This window comes from Geothrix alkalitolerans (genome assembly GCF_022808885.1).
GTDB lineage: Bacteria > Acidobacteriota > Holophagae > Holophagales > Holophagaceae > Geothrix > Geothrix alkalitolerans.
The window spans coordinates 78,326-96,168 of sequence record NZ_JAKZLE010000007.1; the positions used below are offsets into that span (position 1 = coordinate 78,326).

General features: G+C 66.5%; 16 protein-coding genes. 9 read left to right on the forward strand and 7 right to left on the reverse strand.

The window, feature by feature from the left end; all coding sequences use genetic code 11:
• Together MLJ35_RS13570 and MLJ35_RS13575 are read right to left on the reverse strand one after the other, a co-directional pair.
• Nucleotides 1–1,044 carry a potassium channel family protein gene (locus MLJ35_RS13570; RefSeq protein WP_243384788.1) on the reverse strand — a complete coding sequence of 348 codons (1,044 nt, stop codon included), beginning with the start codon at nucleotides 1,042–1,044 and terminating at the stop codon, nucleotides 1–3.
• Between the two features lies 1 nt (nucleotide 1,045).
• Entirely contained in the window at nucleotides 1,046–1,489 is a 444-nt protein-coding gene (locus MLJ35_RS13575; protein ID WP_243323982.1) for a PaaI family thioesterase, read from the reverse strand.
• Between the two features lie 98 nt (nucleotides 1,490–1,587).
• Here MLJ35_RS13575 and MLJ35_RS13580 point away from each other — a divergent pair, with 98 nt between their 5' ends.
• Nucleotides 1,588–2,586: a PstS family phosphate ABC transporter substrate-binding protein gene (locus tag MLJ35_RS13580; RefSeq protein ID WP_243384789.1), complete on the forward strand. Its 999-nt coding sequence runs from the start codon at nucleotides 1,588–1,590 to the stop codon at nucleotides 2,584–2,586.
• 28 nt (nucleotides 2,587–2,614) lie between these two features.
• Nucleotides 2,615–3,133 (forward strand): TraB/TrbI/VirB10 family type IV secretion system protein, encoded by a 519-nt coding sequence (locus MLJ35_RS13585; protein WP_243384790.1) that lies wholly within the window; start codon nucleotides 2,615–2,617, stop codon nucleotides 3,131–3,133.
• A 12-nt stretch (nucleotides 3,134–3,145) separates the two neighbouring features.
• On the opposite strand, the gene MLJ35_RS13590 is transcribed toward MLJ35_RS13585, so the two are convergent.
• The gene (locus MLJ35_RS13590) at nucleotides 3,146–4,180 is read right to left on the reverse strand and encodes an Mrp/NBP35 family ATP-binding protein (RefSeq protein WP_243384791.1); all 1,035 of its coding nucleotides are present in this window, start codon (nucleotides 4,178–4,180) and stop codon (nucleotides 3,146–3,148) included.
• A gap of 284 nt (nucleotides 4,181–4,464) precedes the next feature.
• Here MLJ35_RS13590 and MLJ35_RS13595 point away from each other — a divergent pair, with 284 nt between their 5' ends.
• Nucleotides 4,465–6,555, forward strand: a complete 2,091-nt coding sequence (locus tag MLJ35_RS13595; RefSeq protein WP_243384792.1) for a hypothetical protein — start codon at nucleotides 4,465–4,467, stop codon at nucleotides 6,553–6,555.
• 30 nt (nucleotides 6,556–6,585) lie between these two features.
• Here the strand turns inward: MLJ35_RS13595 and ppk1 are convergent, their stop codons facing one another.
• Complete coding sequence (gene ppk1 / locus MLJ35_RS13600) at nucleotides 6,586–8,709, reverse strand: polyphosphate kinase 1 (RefSeq protein ID WP_243384793.1); 2,124 nt, start codon at nucleotides 8,707–8,709, stop codon at nucleotides 6,586–6,588.
• A 181-nt stretch (nucleotides 8,710–8,890) separates the two neighbouring features.
• Between ppk1 and MLJ35_RS13605 the strand changes: the two genes are divergently transcribed.
• From MLJ35_RS13605 to rpsR, 6 genes are all read left to right on the forward strand, one after another.
• Complete coding sequence (locus MLJ35_RS13605) at nucleotides 8,891–9,532, forward strand: 50S ribosomal protein L25 (RefSeq protein ID WP_243384794.1); 642 nt, start codon at nucleotides 8,891–8,893, stop codon at nucleotides 9,530–9,532.
• A gap of 98 nt (nucleotides 9,533–9,630) precedes the next feature.
• Nucleotides 9,631–10,224, forward strand: coding sequence for a TetR/AcrR family transcriptional regulator (locus MLJ35_RS13610; RefSeq protein ID WP_243384795.1), 594 nt, complete (start codon nucleotides 9,631–9,633; stop codon nucleotides 10,222–10,224).
• A 24-nt stretch (nucleotides 10,225–10,248) separates the two neighbouring features.
• On the forward strand, nucleotides 10,249–10,881 hold the full coding sequence (locus MLJ35_RS13615; protein WP_243384796.1) for a DUF6448 family protein: 633 nt from the start codon (nucleotides 10,249–10,251) through the stop codon (nucleotides 10,879–10,881).
• 85 nt (nucleotides 10,882–10,966) lie between these two features.
• Nucleotides 10,967–11,545, forward strand: a complete 579-nt coding sequence (gene pth, locus MLJ35_RS13620; RefSeq protein ID WP_243384797.1) for an aminoacyl-tRNA hydrolase — start codon at nucleotides 10,967–10,969, stop codon at nucleotides 11,543–11,545.
• A gap of 189 nt (nucleotides 11,546–11,734) precedes the next feature.
• Nucleotides 11,735–12,124, forward strand: coding sequence for a 30S ribosomal protein S6 (gene rpsF / locus MLJ35_RS13625; protein ID WP_243288344.1), 390 nt, complete (start codon nucleotides 11,735–11,737; stop codon nucleotides 12,122–12,124).
• Nucleotides 12,121–12,387 carry a 30S ribosomal protein S18 gene (gene rpsR, locus MLJ35_RS13630; RefSeq protein ID WP_243295579.1) on the forward strand — a complete coding sequence of 89 codons (267 nt, stop codon included), beginning with the start codon at nucleotides 12,121–12,123 and terminating at the stop codon, nucleotides 12,385–12,387. The genes rpsF and rpsR overlap by 4 nt, the downstream gene beginning before the upstream one ends.
• A gap of 763 nt (nucleotides 12,388–13,150) precedes the next feature.
• Here the strand turns inward: rpsR and MLJ35_RS13635 are convergent.
• From MLJ35_RS13635 to dctA, 3 genes are all read right to left on the reverse strand, one after another.
• Nucleotides 13,151–14,716 carry an LTA synthase family protein gene (locus MLJ35_RS13635; RefSeq protein WP_243384798.1) on the reverse strand — a complete coding sequence of 522 codons (1,566 nt, stop codon included), beginning with the start codon at nucleotides 14,714–14,716 and terminating at the stop codon, nucleotides 13,151–13,153.
• A 413-nt stretch (nucleotides 14,717–15,129) separates the two neighbouring features.
• Nucleotides 15,130–16,245 (reverse strand): hypothetical protein, encoded by a 1,116-nt coding sequence (locus MLJ35_RS13640; RefSeq protein ID WP_243384799.1) that lies wholly within the window; start codon nucleotides 16,243–16,245, stop codon nucleotides 15,130–15,132.
• Between the two features lie 250 nt (nucleotides 16,246–16,495).
• A complete protein-coding gene (gene dctA / locus MLJ35_RS13645) occupies nucleotides 16,496–17,806 on the reverse strand; it encodes a C4-dicarboxylate transporter DctA (RefSeq protein WP_243323964.1) in 1,311 nt (436 codons plus the stop codon).
• Nucleotides 17,807–17,843 lie beyond the last annotated feature (37 nt).

The following is a 17,843-nucleotide window of genomic DNA, read 5'->3' on the forward strand; positions in this document are numbered from 1 at the left end:
TCAGCCCTTGGCCAGCCGCGTGAGCGTCTCCAGGGCGTCCGCCGGGCCCATCACCAGCAGCTCGTCTCCGGACTGGAACCGCTCTTCGCCGGAGGGATTGAACCGCAAGCCGGAGCCGGGATGCACGAGACCCACCAGGAGCGAGCCTGTGGCGTGGCGCAGCCGGGCCTCCCGCAGGGTCTGGCCCACCAGGGGCGAACCGGTGGCGATGGCGATGCGCTCCAGCCCAAGCTCCAGCTGCTCCTGCTGCAGCACGATGTCGAAGAAGCTCATCATCTCGGGCTTGAGCAGCAGGCCGGCCATGCGGCGGCCCCCGATCTCGTAGGGGCTCACGATGTGGTCCGCCCCGGCGGCCTTCAGCTGGCGCTCGGTGCCCAGCTTGGCGCTGCGGGCCACGACGGGGAGGTCCGGGCGCATCTGCTTGACGGTGAGGGTGACCAGCACGTTGTCGGCGTCCGTGGTAAGCGCCGTGATGAGACCACGGGCCCGGCGGACGCCCGCGCGCTCCAGCACCATCTCCTCCATGGCGTTGCCGTAGAGGATCATCTCGCCGGCGAAACGCGGGCTGCGGCCCTTGGTCTCGTCCTGCTCGATGATGACGAAGGGGATGCCGGCCTTCTTCAGCTCCCAGGCGGCCTGGAATCCCATCTTCCCGAAGCCGCAGACGATGATGTGGTCCTTGAGGTCGTCCAGGCGCTTCTGCATGCGGCGCTCCATGATGTAGCCCTTGAGGTCCCCCTCCAGGAGCAGGGCGGTCAGGTTCGATACGGCGTAGGAAGCCGTGCCCAGGCCGATGATGAGGTAGAAGATCGTGAAGAGCTTGGTCTGGGCGTTCACGTCGCCCAGCTCCCGGAAGCCCACGGTGAACAGGGTGGTGACGGCCATGTAGAGGCTGTCGAGGGCGTTGATGTGCGCCAGCTGGTGGTAGCCGAGCCCCCCGCACACGATGACCGCCACCAGCAGGGCCAGGGTGTACTGCAGGCGCCTCAGGGGAACGGCCTGGCGCCCGTTCCGCTTCTCGGGGAATGGCGTCCCGGCCCTCACATCACCCTCCGAGACCGGCCTTGATGGCGAAGTTGGCGGTGCTGTGCGCCACCAGGTCCGGGCCGCAGGTGAGGCGGCAGGCGAGAATGCCGCTGCGGCCGGAGATCCGCACCACCTGGGCTTCCGCACGAACCTCGCCCCGGGCGGGCTCCAGGTAGCGGATGTGCAGATCAGAGGTAGCGAAGGGCATGGCGCCGTCGAAGGCCGTGCTGAGGGCGAGGGCGCTCACCATGTCGGCGATGGTCGCCAGCACCCCGCCGTTCACCGTGCCGCGAGTGCCGTTGATGACGGCCTTGGTGGGCGCCAGCACCATGACCGCCTGACCGGGCGTGACGGACTCGATGGTGAGCCCCCATCCGCTGATGAGCGGCCAGGGGTGGAAGCGGTCGCGCAATCGCTCCAGGAGATCCGGCGCGAGGGTCTCGGGTATGTGCGGCTTGACCATGGTCCAGGATAGCTCCATTCGCCGAGGTCACGGCAATGGAGCCGGGGCTTCACGGCCGCGTCACGGCGCCATGGGGCAATGGTTTTGGAGGAATCCCCATGACCTTTCGCGCGATCGCACCCATCGTCCTTCTCGCCTTCGGCCTGGCGTGCCAACCGCCCGGAACGGTCCCCGCGCCCGCGCCTGCCCCGGCCCCCCCGGCCCGGGAAGTGGCCTTGCCCGCCTACGCCGCGGAGCGGCCCGTATCGGGCGAGCTGAAGAGCGTGGGCTCGGATTCCATGGAACCGTTGATGGTGCTCTGGGGCGAGGATTTCAAGAAGGTCCACCCCCGGGTCGCCACGCAGTTCATCTGCAAGGGCTCCGCCACGGCCCCCAAGGCGCTCCTGGATGGCAGCGCCATCATGGGCCAGATGAGCCGCGAGATGACCGACGCGGAACTGGCAGCCTTCCAGGCCAAGTACGGCTACGCGCCCACGCGCATCCCCGTGGCGGTGGACGCCCTGGTGGTCTACGTCAATGCCAACAATCCCATCAAGCAGCTCCGCATGGAGGAGATCGACGCCATCTTCTCCACCACCCGCAGGGGCGGCGCCCGGCGCGACATCCTGCGCTGGGGCGACCTGGGCCTCGGCGGCGACTGGAAGCAGCGGGACATCCAGGCCTACGGCCGGGACGAGAACTCCGGCACCCGGGCCTTCTTCCGCGAGCACGTGATGAAGAAGGGCGACTTCAAGCCCGGCGTGAAGGCCTTCATGGACCAGTTCGCCGTGGTGGAGGCGCCGGCGGTGGACGGCGGCGGCATCAGCTACGGCCCCCTCCAGTACGCCAACCGCATGGTGAAGGGCGTGCCTGTGGCCTCCTTCGGCAGCGACACCTTCGTGGAACCCACCCTGGAGACCATCCAGAAGGCCACCTACCCCCTGACCCGCTTCCTCTACATCTACGTGAACAAGGCCCCGGGCCGGGCGCTCGATCCCACGGTGAAGGAGTTCCTCCACTTCGTCCTGTCCCGGGAGGGCCAGGCGGCGGTGGCCAGCTTCGGGGCCGTGTCCATCCCCGGGGACCTGGCGGGCATGGGCGTGGGCAAGCTCAACTGAGGCAGCCATGCCACTCCTGAGGCCACTGATGATGCCCCTGCTGATGCCGGTGATGCTCGGCGCCCTGCTCGAGGCCGGGCCGGAGCCCCTTTCCGCGCCGCCTCCCCACCGCACCGTTCTGCAGCTGCCGGCCATGCCCGCGGCGCGGGGAACCGCCGACCTGCGCCTCCAGGAGAACGGCTCGACGTACCCGGTGCCCGCGGGGCTCGAAGTGCCCCTGCGGATCGAAGGGGACCTCGCGGCGCCTCCGACCGATCCCGGCCGCACCCTGATCCACTTCAGCCTGGAGGCGCCGGTCTATGATGCGCGACGCCGCGCCCTGCTGCTGCCGGCCGGCACCCGACTGGTGGGCCTGGTCCACCTGCTGCGCGGCGAGTACCGGTTCATGGCCTTCCAGTCCCTGACCCTCCCGGATGGCCGCAGCCTGGGGGCTCCGGAGGAAGGGTTCCGCCTGGGCCCCGGAACCCAGCTCGACATCCATGACGGCGGCCGGGCCACGCTCACCGTGGCCCGGCCCCTCCGCGTCGAGGCCTTCGGGAAACCATAGAGCCTTGAGAGCCTAGAGCTTCAGCACGCCCTTGAGGGTCTCGGCCATGTCCTGGAAGACCTTCGTCTGGACACTGTGAGGATGCTCCGCCACGAAGGGTTTGCCGCTGTCGCCGCCCTCGCGGATGGCCAGGTCGATGGGCACTTCGCCCAGGAAGGGCAGCTCCATGCGGATGGCCGCCGCCTTCACGCCGCCGTGGCCGAAGATCTGGGTCTCCTTCCCGCAGCCGGGGCAGATGAAGCTGCTCATGTTCTCGATGATGCCTAGCACGGGCACCTTCACCGTGCCGAACATGCCGATGGCCTTCTTGGCGTCAAGGAAAGCCACGTCCTGGGGCGTGCTGACGATGATGGCACCGTCCACCTGGGCGTTCTGGATGAGGGTGAGCTGCACGTCGCCGGTGCCGGGCGGCAGGTCGATGAGCAGCACGTCCAGGTCGCCCCAGGCCACGTCCTTCAGGAACTGCTGGAGGGCCTTGTTGAGCATGGCGCCGCGCCAGATGACAGGCCGGTCCTCCTCGATGAGCAGGCCCATGGACATGACCTTGATGCCGAACTTCTCGAGGGGCAGGATCTGGCCGTCCGGCGTGCCCAGGGGCGAGTCCTTCAGGCCCAGCATCATGGGGATGGAGGGGCCGTAGATGTCGGAATCCAGAAGGCCCACCTTGAGGCCTTCCTGGGCCAGGGCGATGGCGAGGTTGGCCGTCACCGTGCTCTTGCCCACGCCGCCCTTGCCGGAGCCCACCACCACGCAGCGCTTGATGCCGGGGATGAGGTTCTTGAACTCCACCTGGGCCGTCTTCTCCCAGCCGATCTCGATGTCCGCCGCCGCGACGCCCGGCTGGTTGAGGATGATCTCCTCCAGCGCCTGCTTGATGACCGCCACGCGGTCCTGGTAGGCCTCCATGAGCTGGAGCAGCACCGTCACCTTGCCCTCGGTGACATCGATACCCTTCACGGCCTTGAGGTTCGTGAGCGTGGCGGTGGTCCCGGGAACCACATAGGCATTCAGGGCTTCGAACAGGGCGGCGCGGCTGATCTTCGTCATGCGTGTCTCCAGCCCGACAGTGTGCCACGAGAGAATTGTGCCGCAGCAGGTGGGATCCAAGGGGACTCGGAAGAAGGCCACGTATCGACTTCGAGGGGCCCGGCATCGGGTCCCACCCCCGAAAAGCCCCTGACCGAAATCCGGAAGCCCCCCTCTAAAGGCCCTGCTATTCTCGGATCAAAAAATAGCCCAGGGTCAGAATTGTCGCCGGCATTCCTTTGGGACCTTCTACATCCCTCACCCCAGTCACACGTGCAAGCATCCTTCCATTCGCGAGGCAGATGATGTTTTCGCTCGACAACCACAAGGCCATTTTTCTCTTCCTGATCCTTGGGCTGTCTGCGGCCTGTGGTGGCGGGGGAGGAGGCGGGACGGCCTCTCCAGCGCCTTCCACCACCTCTGGACCACCAGTGAATGTGCGCGCCTCGGCGGACCCCGCCGGATCGGTCCTCGTCACCTGGGAAGCCCCCGTCAGCGGAGCCGATGGGTATGACGTTCAGGCACGGGTGGCTCCCGCTGACTTCCGCACGGTGAATCCGACCACCATTGCCGCCACCGGCAAATTCCTGTCTTTCCCGGCGACCCTCGATGCCCTGAACGTCCCGGAGCTTTCAACGATCGAGTTCCGAGTCCTGGGCTATAAAGGCACCCTGCCTCCAGGCATCAGCACAGTCGCCTCGACCAGTGCGCCCCTGCTCCGGCCCGAGCTGGTCCTGGCGACCTCCGAGGATGGGGTGGAACGGCTCACGCTGACCAACCACAGCAAGGTCGCCGATCATCTCCACGTGGAACGCCTGCACTCGTTCGACCTCAACCTGCTGATCTGGAATACCACGTCGATGGGCGATTTTCCTGTCGGAACGACATCCATCGTAGATGACGCACCTCCAGAGGGATCGGTCGTGTATTACACCGCCACCTACAGCAAGGGCAGTGCGAGTGCCAACAACGCCTCGAACAAGTGCTCCGCCGCCTACCGTCCGCCCAGTGGCTTAGCGGCGTCCGTGGCGGACCAGTCCATCTCTCTTTCCTGGACCAACCATAGCGCCGCCGCCACGAAGATCGTGGTCCTGCGCAGTGCCGGTCTGAATGCATCAGGTGCCGGCCTCGAAGTGGCGACCCTCTCCCCATCGACCCAGGCCTGGACTGACACCGTACCCGCACCGGGCTATTACACCTATTCCCTGGAGGCCCGGACGAGCCTGTGGGCAAGCGCCATGGCCATCCCGGTCATGGCTGGCACGCTGCCTCCCCCCAACGGATTGTCCCTGATCTCGAGCATCCAGCAAATGCCCGTGGCCCGCCAAGCCCTGAGGGGAGACTCGGGGGCATGGTATTTCGCCCAGGAGATGTATGACGGACACCCCTCGATCTACCTGCCCGTGACCAACGCCTGGAACACCGCCACGCCCAGCGGCGCTGACCAGCTGATCGCCCCCTATCTGGCGCTCGATGCCAAGGAGCATCCCCACACAATCTTCCGCACAGGCGCACCAGGAACCAATCCACAGAGCCTCCTCCGCGGGTGGCATGACGGCAACGCCTGGCAGACAGAAGCCATCGCCCAGCGGGACATCAATGCTTCTTTCACCCCGGGCGTAACCTGGAGGCTGGACAGCGCCGGAATTCCACGCCTCATCTGGGCCGTGGGTGACTACACCCAACCACAGGCCCTGGAGTTTGCTTTCCGGGGGACTGACGGCACCTGGTCCATCGAGCCCGTGAACCTGCCCCAGACTGCACAGAGCTTCAGTGGAAGATCCTTTCAGCTCTTCCTCGATGCGACCGACACGCCCCACCTCCTGGTCGATGACATCTTCACCGTCTATCACGGGGTCCGAACAGGAGCGGGGACCTGGGCCTGGGACAACCTCGGAGACCTTGGGCAGGGTCGGTTTTTCAAGCTGCCCAATGATGCAGGTTTTGGGGACGGTCCGGGTGATTTCACCCTCTTCCTGCTGAGGGTCGCCGCGGGAACCTTTGACGACGAACTCGTCCTCCTGAGCAGAATCTCCGGGACATGGCAGAACGTGGATCCGGTATTCCACCCAGCCTACGACTCGCTTTCCTTCACTTGGGCGAAGAGCCCGGCGGGGGATCGCCTGGCCTTTTTCAATGGCAGCAATGAAGGCACCAGGGTCGTGCTCGGAACCAAGGGGAATTGGACGGCGCACCTCCTGGATGCCAACCCTGGTTCCAACGCCTTTCCGGCCTTTGATCCCTACGGCCACTTCCATCTGCTCTGCCAGGTCAGCCAGGCCGCAATCGGAATGCAGGTGGTTTCTCTGAATGTCCTGTATGACGAACAGGTCGGAACCCCGCTGGCTCCACTTCAGCCCCCTCCCACCGTCAGCCTCCAGGGCCTTGGGAAGTAGGTACTCCTAACCATCGAATGGAAATCGGCATCAGGCCTCGGGCGGCAGCTTCCGAGTCACGGCCCCCACGCCGCTGGCCAGGAGGGAGTGCTCGTAGATCCGCAATTGGCTTCGCAGCGGAGGATCCTGCTCGTCGAGGCCCCTGCGGAGCACGTCGCCGTCGGGGCCCAGTACCCGCCCCTTGAGCGTGTCATGGAGCTGCAGGTCCAGCATCTCCACCACCTGGGCGGCCAGCTGGGGGTCCACCAGGGGGAAGGCCAGCTCCACGCGGCGATCCAGGTTGCGGGGCATGAGGTCGGCGCTGGCGAGGAGGGTCTCGGGCTGTCCGTCGTTGGCGAAGTGGTAGACCCGGGCGTGCTCCAGGAAGCGGTCGAGGATGGACAGGGCGCGGATGTTCTCCGACAGGCCCGGCACGCCGGGCCGCAGGCAGCAGGTGCCCCGGACGATAAGGTCGACCTTCACACCTTCGCGGCTGGCCTCGTAGAGCAGCTGGATGAGCTGCGGGTCCACGAGGGCGTTCATCTTGAGCACCATCCGTGCCAGGCGCCCCTTCCGCGCATGGCCGATCTCCCGCTGGATGCGCTCCTTGAGGGCCTTCTTCAGGTGCTGGGGCGCCAGGAGGATCTGGTTGAACTTCGGAGGGCGGGTGTAGCCCGTGAGCATGTTGAAGAGGTTGGAGAGATCCTCGCCGAACTCCGGCCGGGCGGTGAAGAGGCCCAGGTCCGAGTAGAGGCGGCTGGTCCGCTCGTTGTAGTTGCCCGTGCCCAGGTGGCAGTAGCGCTGGATCCCGGCGGCTTCCTGGCGCACCACGAGACAGGCCTTGCAGTGGATCTTGTGGTTGGGCAGGCCGTAGACCACGTGGACGCCGGTCTTCTCCAGGCGCCGGGCCCAGGCGATGTTGGCCGCCTCGTCGAAGCGGGCCCGAAGCTCCACGATGGCGGCCACCTGCTTGCCCCGCTCCGCGGCGCGCTCCAGGGCCGCGGCCACGGGGCTGTTGGCCGTCACCCGGTAGAGGGTCATCTTGATGGCGAGGACCTTGGGATCCTCGGCGGCCTCGCGCACGAAGCGCACCACGCTGTCGTCGAAGCTCTGGTAGGGGTGGTGGAGGAGGATGTCGTTCTTGGCGATGGCGTCGAAGACGCTGCCCGCCTGATCCAGCTGGGGCACCGGCAGGGGCGGCAGGGGCGAGTCCTTGAGGTGGGGCAGGTCGAGCTGGATGTAGAGCTGCATGAGGTCCGAGAAGGCCGTGAGGCCCGAGCTGGGATAGAGGTCCTCGGGGCTCAGCTCCATCTCCTCGATGAGGAGGTCGAGCACCTTGGAGGACAGGCCATGCTCGTACTGGAGGCGCACGACGGCGCCGCGGCGGCGGTCCCGCAGGCTCTCCTCCACGGTCTTGAGCAGATCCTCGGAGGGATCCTCCTCCACCGGCTGGTCCGAGTCGCGGGTGACGCGGATGGCGTGGCAGCACTTCACCGCATAGCCCAGGAAGAGGCGGGCCAGGTGATGGCGGACCACGTCCTCGAGCATGACGAAGGCGTGGGTGTCCGCCGCCGAGGGCACACGGAGGAAGCGGGAGGCGAGGCCCGTGGGCACGTGGATGAAGGACAGCTCCGAGGCCGGCAGATCCCCATCCAGCAGATCCTCGTCCGGCACCAGCTCCACCACCAGCACCAGGGCCCGGTTGCCCAGGCGGGGGAAGGGGTGGCCCGTGTCCACGGCCAGAGGCGTGATGAGCGGCAGGATGCTGCGCTCGAAGTAGTCGAGGACAAAGGCCTCCTGCACCCCATCCAGGTCCTTCGGGTCGAGGATGCGGATGCCCGCGGCCTCCAGCTGGGGCTCGAGGATGGCGTGGAAGAGCTCGTGCTGCCGGGCGGAGTAGGCGTGGATCCGCCCCGCCACCCGCTCCAGCAGCTGGCGGGGCGTGAGACCATCCGGACCGGGCTGGGTGATCCCCGCGTCGATCTGCCGCCAGATGCCCGCCACCCGCACCATGAAGAACTCGTCCCAGTTGTTCGATACGATGCCGAGGAACTTCACCCGCTCCAGCAGCGGCACCGAGGGGTCCTCCGCCTCCTCCATGACTCGGGCGTTGAAGTCCAGCCAGCTCAGCTCGCGGTTGAGCAGCTCCTCGGGGCGGGGAATGGGGTGGAACATGGAAGCAGGATAATCCCGGCCTGTGACGGCCGTGTGCCGGGCCGCGGAGAATATCCCCTTTGTTTTCGGGGCTTTTTCAGGCAGAATCGGTGGTTCGGCCCTCCATGGGGAGGCGCCGACCGGTCCGCCCGGACCCATCCCAACGAGAGGGCGGCAGCCAGCCGCCAGGTAGGAGGAAGACATGTCCCAGGAAGTCCTGATCGTCCCCAAGCGTGAGACCTTCGGCAAGGCCGCCATCCGCGATCTCAAGAAGAACGGCATGATCCCCGCTGTGGTCTATGGCCTGAACGAGGCGCCCATCGCCATCGCCATCAGCCCCAAGGCCGTGGCCCGCGTGCTGGCCAGCGACGCCGGCATGAACTCCGTGATGTTCCTCCAGCGCGAGGGCACGGACATCAAGCGCCACGTCATCATCAAGGACCTGCAGCGCGACCCCGTCACCGGCCGCCTCCGCCATGTCGACTTCATGCGCGTGGACATGACCCACAAGGTGCGCGTGAAGGTGCCCGTGCGCCTCATCGGCACCGCCATCGGCGTGAAGAGCATGGGCGGCATCCTCGACTTCGCCCACCGCGAGATCGAGCTCGAGTGCCTGCCCAGCATCATCCCCGCCCACATCGACGTGGACGTGACCAACCTGGCCGTGGGTGACAGCATCCGCTTCGAGCAGATCGCCCTCATGCCCAACGTGGCCTTCGTGGGCGACGCCCACCAGACGGTCTGCTCCGTCCGCGGCAAGGCCGCCGAGGAGGAGGAAGCCGCCGCGCCGGCCGCCGCCGAGCCCGAAGTGGCCAAGAAGGGCAAGAAGGAAGAGAAGAAGTAGCTTTCAGTTTTCAGCTGTCAGCTGTCAGAAAAACGGGCGCCTGGTGGCGCCCGTTTTTTGGGGATTGACAAAAGTAAGTACTTACTTACATTCAGGACATGGAACGGACTGCCCTCGAACTCACCCCGAAGCGTGCCGAAATTACGGATGCGGCGCTCCGAATCATCGAGGGCCGGGGCATCGCGGCCCTGACCACCAGCGCCCTGGCGGCCGAGCTGGGCGTGAGCAGCGGCGCCCCCTTCCGCCACTTCGCGAACCGGGAGGCCATCCTCGAGGCCGTGGTCCTGCGGGTGGAGGAACTGATCCTCGGCACCTTCCCCCCGGAGACGGACCCGCCCCTGGAGCGCCTCCTGGCCCTGCTTCGGGCCCGGGCTAGGGTGGTGGGCGGCCATCGGGGCATCGGCCGGCTGATGTTCTCCGAGCAGTTCGCCCTGGCCCTGCCGGCCGCCGCCGCCGAGCGCCTCCGCTCCGTGGTCGTGCGGACCAGGGCCTTCCTTCAGGCCGCCCTCGAGGAGGGGCAGCGGGAAGGTGTCATTCGCGGCGATCTCACGGCGGGGGCCCTGCTGGCCGTGGTCTTCGGAATGCTCATGCAACTCGTGCACGCCCAGGCCGCCGGCCAGGGCCGAGCCCAGGACACCGATGAAACCTGCGCCACCCTTCTGGCGTTACTGCAACCCCCGCCAGCCCCCTGAGCCGGCGGCTTCCCGGAGCTCCCCATGCGAAAGCTTCCCATCCTGCTCACGGCCCTCCTGGCCGGCCTCGGCGCCCTGCCCCTGAGCGCCCATTGCGATGCCCTGGACGGCCCCGTGATCGTCACCGCCCGGAAGGCCCTGGCGAAGGGCGACGTCGACCCCGTGCTCGCATGGGTGAAGGCCGAGGACGAAGCGCAGATCCGCGCAGCCTTCGCCCGCACCCTCAAGGTCGGCGCGCTGGGCCCCGAGGCGAAGGAGCTGGCCGAGACCTACTTCTTCGAGACCCTGGTGCGCGTTCACCGCGCGGGCGAGGGCGCACCCTACACGGGGCTCAAGCCTGCGGGCCTGGACCTGGGCCCCGCCATCCCGGCGGCGGACAAGGCCCTGGCCTCCGGCGACATGAAGCCCGTGTTCGAGCTCATGCACAGCGTCCTCAAGCCCGGCCTCGAAGCCCGCTTCAAGGAGGCCCGCGCCACCCGCAGCGAGGCGCCGACGAATCCCGCCTCCGGTCGGAAGGCCGTGGCCGCCTATGTGGACTTCCTCCACTACGTGGACGGCGTCTATCAGGCCGCCGCTGGTGGCAGTGCCCACGCCGAGGGCGCCGAAGTGGAAGCCCACACCGCCCCCGCCAAGCCCGAGCCCCACCACCAGCATTGAAGGCTCTTCACTCCACCGGCGGGCGCCCGAAGGCGCCCGCGGCCTTTTCCGAAAGCTGACAGCCGGCAGCTGATAGCTTCAACCCATGTGGACCCTCGTTCCCCTCGGAAACCCCGGCCCGGAGTACCAGGACACCCGGCACAACCTCGGCCGCCTCATGCTCCAGCGCTGGATGGCGGACCGGGAGCTGGCGCCATCCCCGGCCAAGCGGTTCCCCTCGGGCACGCTCTATCCGCTGACGGAGGGCCTCCAGGCCCTGGTGCCCGCCACCTACATGAACCTCTCCGGGGAGGCTTGCCTCCAGGCCGGGGCCGCGGGGATCTACCCCCGCAAGCTGGTGCTCCTCTACGACGACAAGGACCTGCCCCTGGGCACGGGCCGCTTCCGGCTCGACGGCTCCAGCGGCGGCCACAACGGCCTCCGCTCCGTGTTCGAGTGCCTGGGAACCACGGACATCGCCCGCCTCCGCCTGGGCATCGGCCCCTTCCAGCGCCCCCTGGTGGACTACGTGCTGCAGCGTTGGACCGACCCCGAATGGGAGGTCATCGACCGGCTGGACGCCCCCTTTGCCCGGTTTCTGGATCTGCTCGCGCAGACGGAGGATCTGGGTGGCCTGGCGAACCTGGTGAATCCGACGGCGTTCTGGACCCCGGTCGAGGGCTGAGCCGCACGACTTTTCATTGAATTTCCTGACCTTCCACGCGAAACTATCCGTTCGCGCCTCCGCTGGAGGCGTATCCATCGAACGCACGGTCCCCCGGACCGTGCTCCTCACCGGCGCTGCCGGCGAGAGATGGGACCTCTCTTGCTCCCCGGAACCCAGAGGGGGGCTTCACATCCACAAGGAGGACAGATGCGTCATTACGAGACCATCTTCATCGCCTCCCCCACGCTGACGGACGAGCAGAGCGATGAGCTCGTCAAGCAGTTCGAGGGGATCATTGCCGAGCAGGGTGGCGAGCTGCTCAAGACCGACAAGTGGGGCCGCAAGAAGCTGGCCTACGAAGTCCAGAAGTTCAGCGAGGGCTACTACACGCTGTTCGAGATGAACGCGGGCCCCGACCTCATCGCCGAGCTGGAGCGCCGCTTCCGCAACCACGATTCGGTCATCAAGTACCTGAGCGTCCGCATGGACGAAGCCGAGAAGGCCGCAGGCCGCGCCAAGCAGCGCATCGAGCGCGAGGCCAAGCGCAAGGCCCAGGCCGGCATCAAGGAACGTTCCGCTGAAGAGGTGATGGGATGAAGCGCCGCAGCGACGCCAAGAAGGGCAAGCCCAAGAAGAAGAAGGCCTTTGGGGGCCGACGCGCCAAGTTCTGCAAGTTCTGCGTCGAGAAGAGCACCCTCATCGACTACAAGGACGTGAAGACCCTCCAGGCCTTCACCCCCGAGCGCGGCAAGGTGCTGCCCCGCCGCACCAGCGGCGTGTGCGCCGTCCACCAGCGCGCCCTCGTCGAAGCCATCAAGCGCGCTCGCAACATCGCGCTGCTGCCATTCGCCACGGACTAGTCCTGGCGCTGGCTGACTTTCAACGAAGAGGGGGCCATTCGGCCCCCTCTTCGTTTCCGCACGAAAGCCTTCCTCGACAGGGCTCCCCCGGAGCCCTGTCGCCCCTTCGGGGCCGGTCAGCTTCTGCCGTCCACCAGCGCGCCTCCATCTGACGGGCACGCCCCCGGCGTGCCCTCCCGCTCGCTCCACTCGCGGAGATGGAGCCTCCGTCGAAGCCAGCAAGCGCGCACTCGGGTCGGCGGGGCCCCGCTCCGAAGGCTCCCTTGGAGCCTACTCCGCGACCCGCGTCGTCCCTCGCATCGCGCTGCTGCCATTCGCCACGGACTAGTCCTGGCGCTGGCTGACTTTCAACGAAGAGGGGGCCATTCGGCCCCCTCTTCGTTTCCGCACGAAAGCCTCCCTCGACAGGGCTCCCCCGGAGCCCTGTCGCCCCTTCGGGGCCGGTCGTCTTCTGCCGTCCACCAGCGCGCCTCCATCTGACGGGCACGCCCCCGGCGTGCCCTCCCGCTCGCTCCACTCGCGGAGATAGAGCCTCCGTCGAAGCCATCAAGCGCGCACTCGGGTCGGCGGGGCCCCCCTCCGAAGGCTCCCTTGGAGCCTACTCCGCGACCCGCATCGTCCCACGCATCGCGCTGCCGCCGTTCGCCGGGGACCGGGGGCTGGTCCTGATCGTAGCTGTCGACAAAGCGGGGGTGGGTGCCTCCGCTTCGTCGCATCCGGCTTCCATGCCAGCGGCGGCGCGGATGTCAGCCGCCTGGCCAGTTCAAGGGGGGTCTGGCACCCCCGGCTGGGGCACGAACACTCGTCTATCCTTGTCGATGATCAGATAGGAAATGGGCTTACCGAACAGTCCCATGGGCGAGCCGTAGAAGGCGCGGTGCCTGGAGGCATCTTCGGGGCTGGGCGCCGACCAGAGCGACGGCATCCCGGGCATCCGCTGGCCCAGGAGATTCCGGATGGATTCACTTATCAGCGCGTGCGAGGCATGGTCCTGCCAGCCTGGATCGATGCCCTGGAGCCTGCCAGCCAGGTCCGGGCTGGAAAGGACGATCACGGGGACGGTCCATTCGGAAATGCCGCATTCCCCGGGCAGATTCCCGTGGGGGGCCTTGGCCTGGAAATTCTGCCCGTGGTCGCTGGTGTAGAACACCAGGGTGCCCTCCGGAAGCCGCCCGGCCAGGCCCTGGAGGAACGCCAGCGAGGCCCGGGAGATCGAGATGGAATAGGGGTTCGGGGCCCCGGCCAACTCAGGCGGAAGGCTATGCGCATAGGGGAAGTGGGTCCCGACCTTGTTGATGAGGGTGAACGTCCGATCCGCCTTCCCCAGCTGGCCGAACAGCGCGGGAACGGCCTTGAGATCCCGTTCCGGTCGCGCACCCAAGGCCCCGGACGGCAGGACTTCGTCGATGAAGGACTTCTCGAGGTCATCGAAGTAGTCCTGGATGGCCAAGTCGTCCAACACGCCCTGGCAATCGATGTAGGCGGTCCGGAACCCGGCCCCCTTCGCCACCTGGAACAGGCTGGGGAAGTGGCGAAGGGATGTTCCCGGATCTTTCGGATCAGCGCCCCGCCTGAGCATCAGGTTCGACGCGGCGCTGGAATTGGCGAAGCTGTACCCCAGACCGAGATTGCGGAGGTCCGGCAGGTGGGCCCGATCGACCAGGTCGCGGAACGCGCCCCCTTCCACCGATTCGTCGATGACGAGAACGACGTGCCGCACCGCAGGATCAAGGGGAACGTGCTGGAACGCCGCCGCGGCTTTCCCGTCCTGTACCCATCGGCGGGCCGCGGCATCCACGGCCAGCGTCCCGGCGTGCAGGCCCGCCTGGAACTGCATGGGAAACCCATTCAAAGCCGTGTCTCCACCGATGGCCAGGATCGCCAGGTACATGACGATCGCGGCCAGGCTGGCGCTGACCATGGGGACGCTGGTCCTGGCCCGCGCGGCGACTCGGACCCAGACAAGCAGGACCAGCACCCCCAGGATCTGCAGCACCACGACGAGGATGGGTGCCGTGAAATGGGACAGCGCATCGCCCGTGCTCCCGACCGATTCCAGGAGGGTCTTCCCATCGACCAGGGTCAGGGGCCGCCCCCTGATCCTGAAGAAGGAGGTGCCGACCAGGAAATTGAGAGAGAAGAAAAGCCCCCCCAGGATCGCCCACCGGCGACGGGCGAACCCGCAGCCCACCAGCGCCAAGACCGCGGCCAGGATTTCCACCAGGTAGATCAACCGTTTCAGCGGGTGCCCCAAGGTGGCCATCCGGTGGGGGATCTGGGGATTCATCCACAGCGACAGCACCACCAGCAGCGCGCACGCGACCAGCACCTGCGCTCGTCGGCTCAACATGAGAGGTCTGGGCAGGTTCGATTCCGTGACCACGGGTGGCTCCGGATGAGCTCACTGTGAACACCTGGCACCCTGAGGACAAGTGTTGCGAATGGAGAAAATCAGGAAGCCTACATTGATCTGCCTTTCGGACTTTAGTCGGAGAATTCGCAAGGGCACTCTGGGAGGGTCGGACGAGTCGGACTGGGGCTCAGGACAGACTGGGTGGTTCCATCCCAAGGGTTCCGGACGAAGCCAGGCGTCGGCAGGCAATCAACGAAAGGGGCCACATCCGCGGCCCGCATCGTCCCTCGCATCGCGCTTCCGCCGTTCACGAGGATGAGGTTCGTTCTTGAACCTGCGAAAAGCGGGGGCCTGGGCCCCCGCTTTTTCGCATGGCACAAGACCATCACTCAATCCGTCACCGCGAACACCACGCGGTCGTTGCGCAGGCGCTCGGGGTCCAGGATGCGGATGGTGGCGTTCTTCCGGTCGTCGGCGAGGATCACGGTGTAGTCCTTGTCCTTCTGGAGGGAGCCGGGCACCACGTTCACCTTGCTGATCTTGGCGAGACCCACGTCCGAGGCCTGGATCTGGACCTGGGGATTCGGATCGTCCAAGGGGAGATCCTTCACGAAGCGGGAGGCCACGGCCTTGGGGCCCATGCGGTCCTTGGCGAAGACCGGCACCACGATGACGCCTTCGTTCTCCAGCTGTTTGCGCTGGCCGACCAGGTAGTGCATCGAGTTGAGCTTGGCCTTCTGAGCCTGGCTGAGGGTGGTCAGTTCGCTGACCTGGGCCGTCAGGGTGGTCTTCTCGGAATGGAGGGCGTCCACCTCCTCCTGCACCTTGGAGCGCTCGGTCTTCAGGTCCTGCACCTGGGTGGAGAGGTCATCGCGATCCTTCTGCAAGGCCGCCCGCTGGTTGTGCAGATACTCGGTGGGGCCGATCTCGGCCTTGCCCTGAGTGACGGCCGTGATGTAGGCGCCGCCGGCGTACTGCTGGTAGACCTGCCAGCCGGGCTGGAGCTCTTCCAGGATGTTCGCCCGGGCGGCGAGGGTCTTGGCCTTCTCCTCCGAGAGGCCCTTGCCCTTCAGGAAGCGCACGGCCATGGCGAAGTGGTTGTCCTTCTCGGTGGCGATCTGGGGCTTGGGCAGCTGGGACTGGAGCCTGGCCACCTTGGTGTTGAGCTCGCGGATCTGCTTGTCGCGGTCGAGGATCTCCTGCAGGAGGGCCGCGGTGCCGTTGTTCTTCTCGGCCTTGATGCGCGCTTCCAGAAGGGCGCGCTGGTCCTCCGTCAGCTGGATGCCCGCGGCGTTGGGCTGAAGCCCCGCCTTGGCCATGGCATCGGCCTGAGCCTTGGTGACGCCCTGGGCCTGGCCTTCAGCCTGCTGGGCCTCCGCCACCTTGCTGGCGAAATCCTTGGATTCCGCGGACTCGGACTGCGACTTCTGATTGCACCCGACCGCGAGAGCGAGCGGGAGGACCGCGAGGGCGGCCCCGAGGGCGAAGGGTTTCAGAAATGTCATGCACACCTCCTCAGGGAACGGGGAAACGCTGGACCTGAAGGGTGGTGCCACCTCCTAATTCACGCAAGTCAATGTATATACACCATTTGTTCTACCACCAGCCCATCCCTGCGGAGGTGCGCCTCACTTAAAGGCCGTGATCTCTTCACTCAAGGAGGGGTTCATCGAAGCCTTGGTCGCGAAGATTTTGGTGTCGGCCACAAAAAAAGTGGAGGCCGGAGCCCCCGCTTCTCCTTCAGGCCCGGAGGCCCTATTCCATCTCGTTGGCCAGGACGGGAACCTCGCCCACAGGCAGCGCCGCTTCCGCCTTGCCGCCCAGGGTGGCGTGGAACTTGTCCCAGTCCAGCTCCTTCTCCCAGCTGGCCATCACGACGGCGGCGATGCAGTTGCCGATGTGGTTGGTGATGGCGCGGGCCTCGGACATGAACTTGTCGATGCCGAGGATGAGGGCCATGCCCGCCACGGGGATGGTGGGCACCACGGCCAGGGTGGCGGCCAGGGTGATGAAGCCCGAGCCCGTGACGCCGGCGGCGCCCTTGCTGGTGATCATGGCCACCACGAGGATGCCCAGCTGCTGGCCCAGGGTCAGCTCGATTCCGAGCGCCTGCGCGATGAAGAGCGAGGCCAGGGTCATGTAGATGTTCGTGCCGTCCAGGTTGAACGAGTAGCCCGTGGGGATCACCAGGCCGACGATGGATTTCGACAGGCCCAGCTTCTCCATCTTGTCCATCAGGGGGATGAGGGCGGACTCGGAGGAGCTGGTGGCCATCACGAGCAGCAGCTCGCTCTTGATGTAGCTCACCACCTTGAAGATGTTGAAGCCCGCCAGGCGCGCGATGAGGCCGAGCACCACGAAGATGAAGACCGCACAGGTGGCGTAGAAGAGGAAGATGAGCTGAGCCATGGGAATCAGCGACTTGAGGCCGAACTTCCCGATGGTGTAGGCGATGGCGGCACCGGCGCCCAGGGGGGCGAGGTAGAGGATCTGCTTCATGACCCCGAAGAACATCTTGCTGAGGTTGTCCAGCATGGCGATGACGGGATCCTTGACCTTGTCGGGCAGGGCCGCGAGGGAGAAGCCCATCAGCACGGAGATCAGCAGCACCTGGAGGATGTCGCCCTCCGTGAAGGCGCTGAACAGCGTCTTCGGGATCATCTTCAGGAGGTGGTCGGTGATCGTCAGGTGCTGGGCCTGGGTGACGTAGTTGGCCACGAGCTTGGGATCAAGCTTCGAGGGGTCGGCATGGAAGCCGCGGCCGGGCCCGAACACGTTGGCCATGACCAGGCCGATCACCAGGGCCAGCGTGCTGACGATCTCGAAGTAGAGGATGGCCTTCCCGCCCACGCGGCCGGCCTTCTTGATGCTGCCGGAGCCGGCGATGCCCAGCACCACGCTGCACATGATCACCGGCGGGATCAGCATCTTGATCAGGTTGATGAAGCCGTCGGCCGCCGGCTGCATCTTCACCGCGATGGCGGGATAGAAGTGCCCCAGGAGCGCGCCGAGGACGATCATGACGGCGACCCAGTTGTACAGTTTTGATGCGGCACGCTTGAACATGCGGATGGTCCTTTCAGAAGATCCAGACATGGGGAAC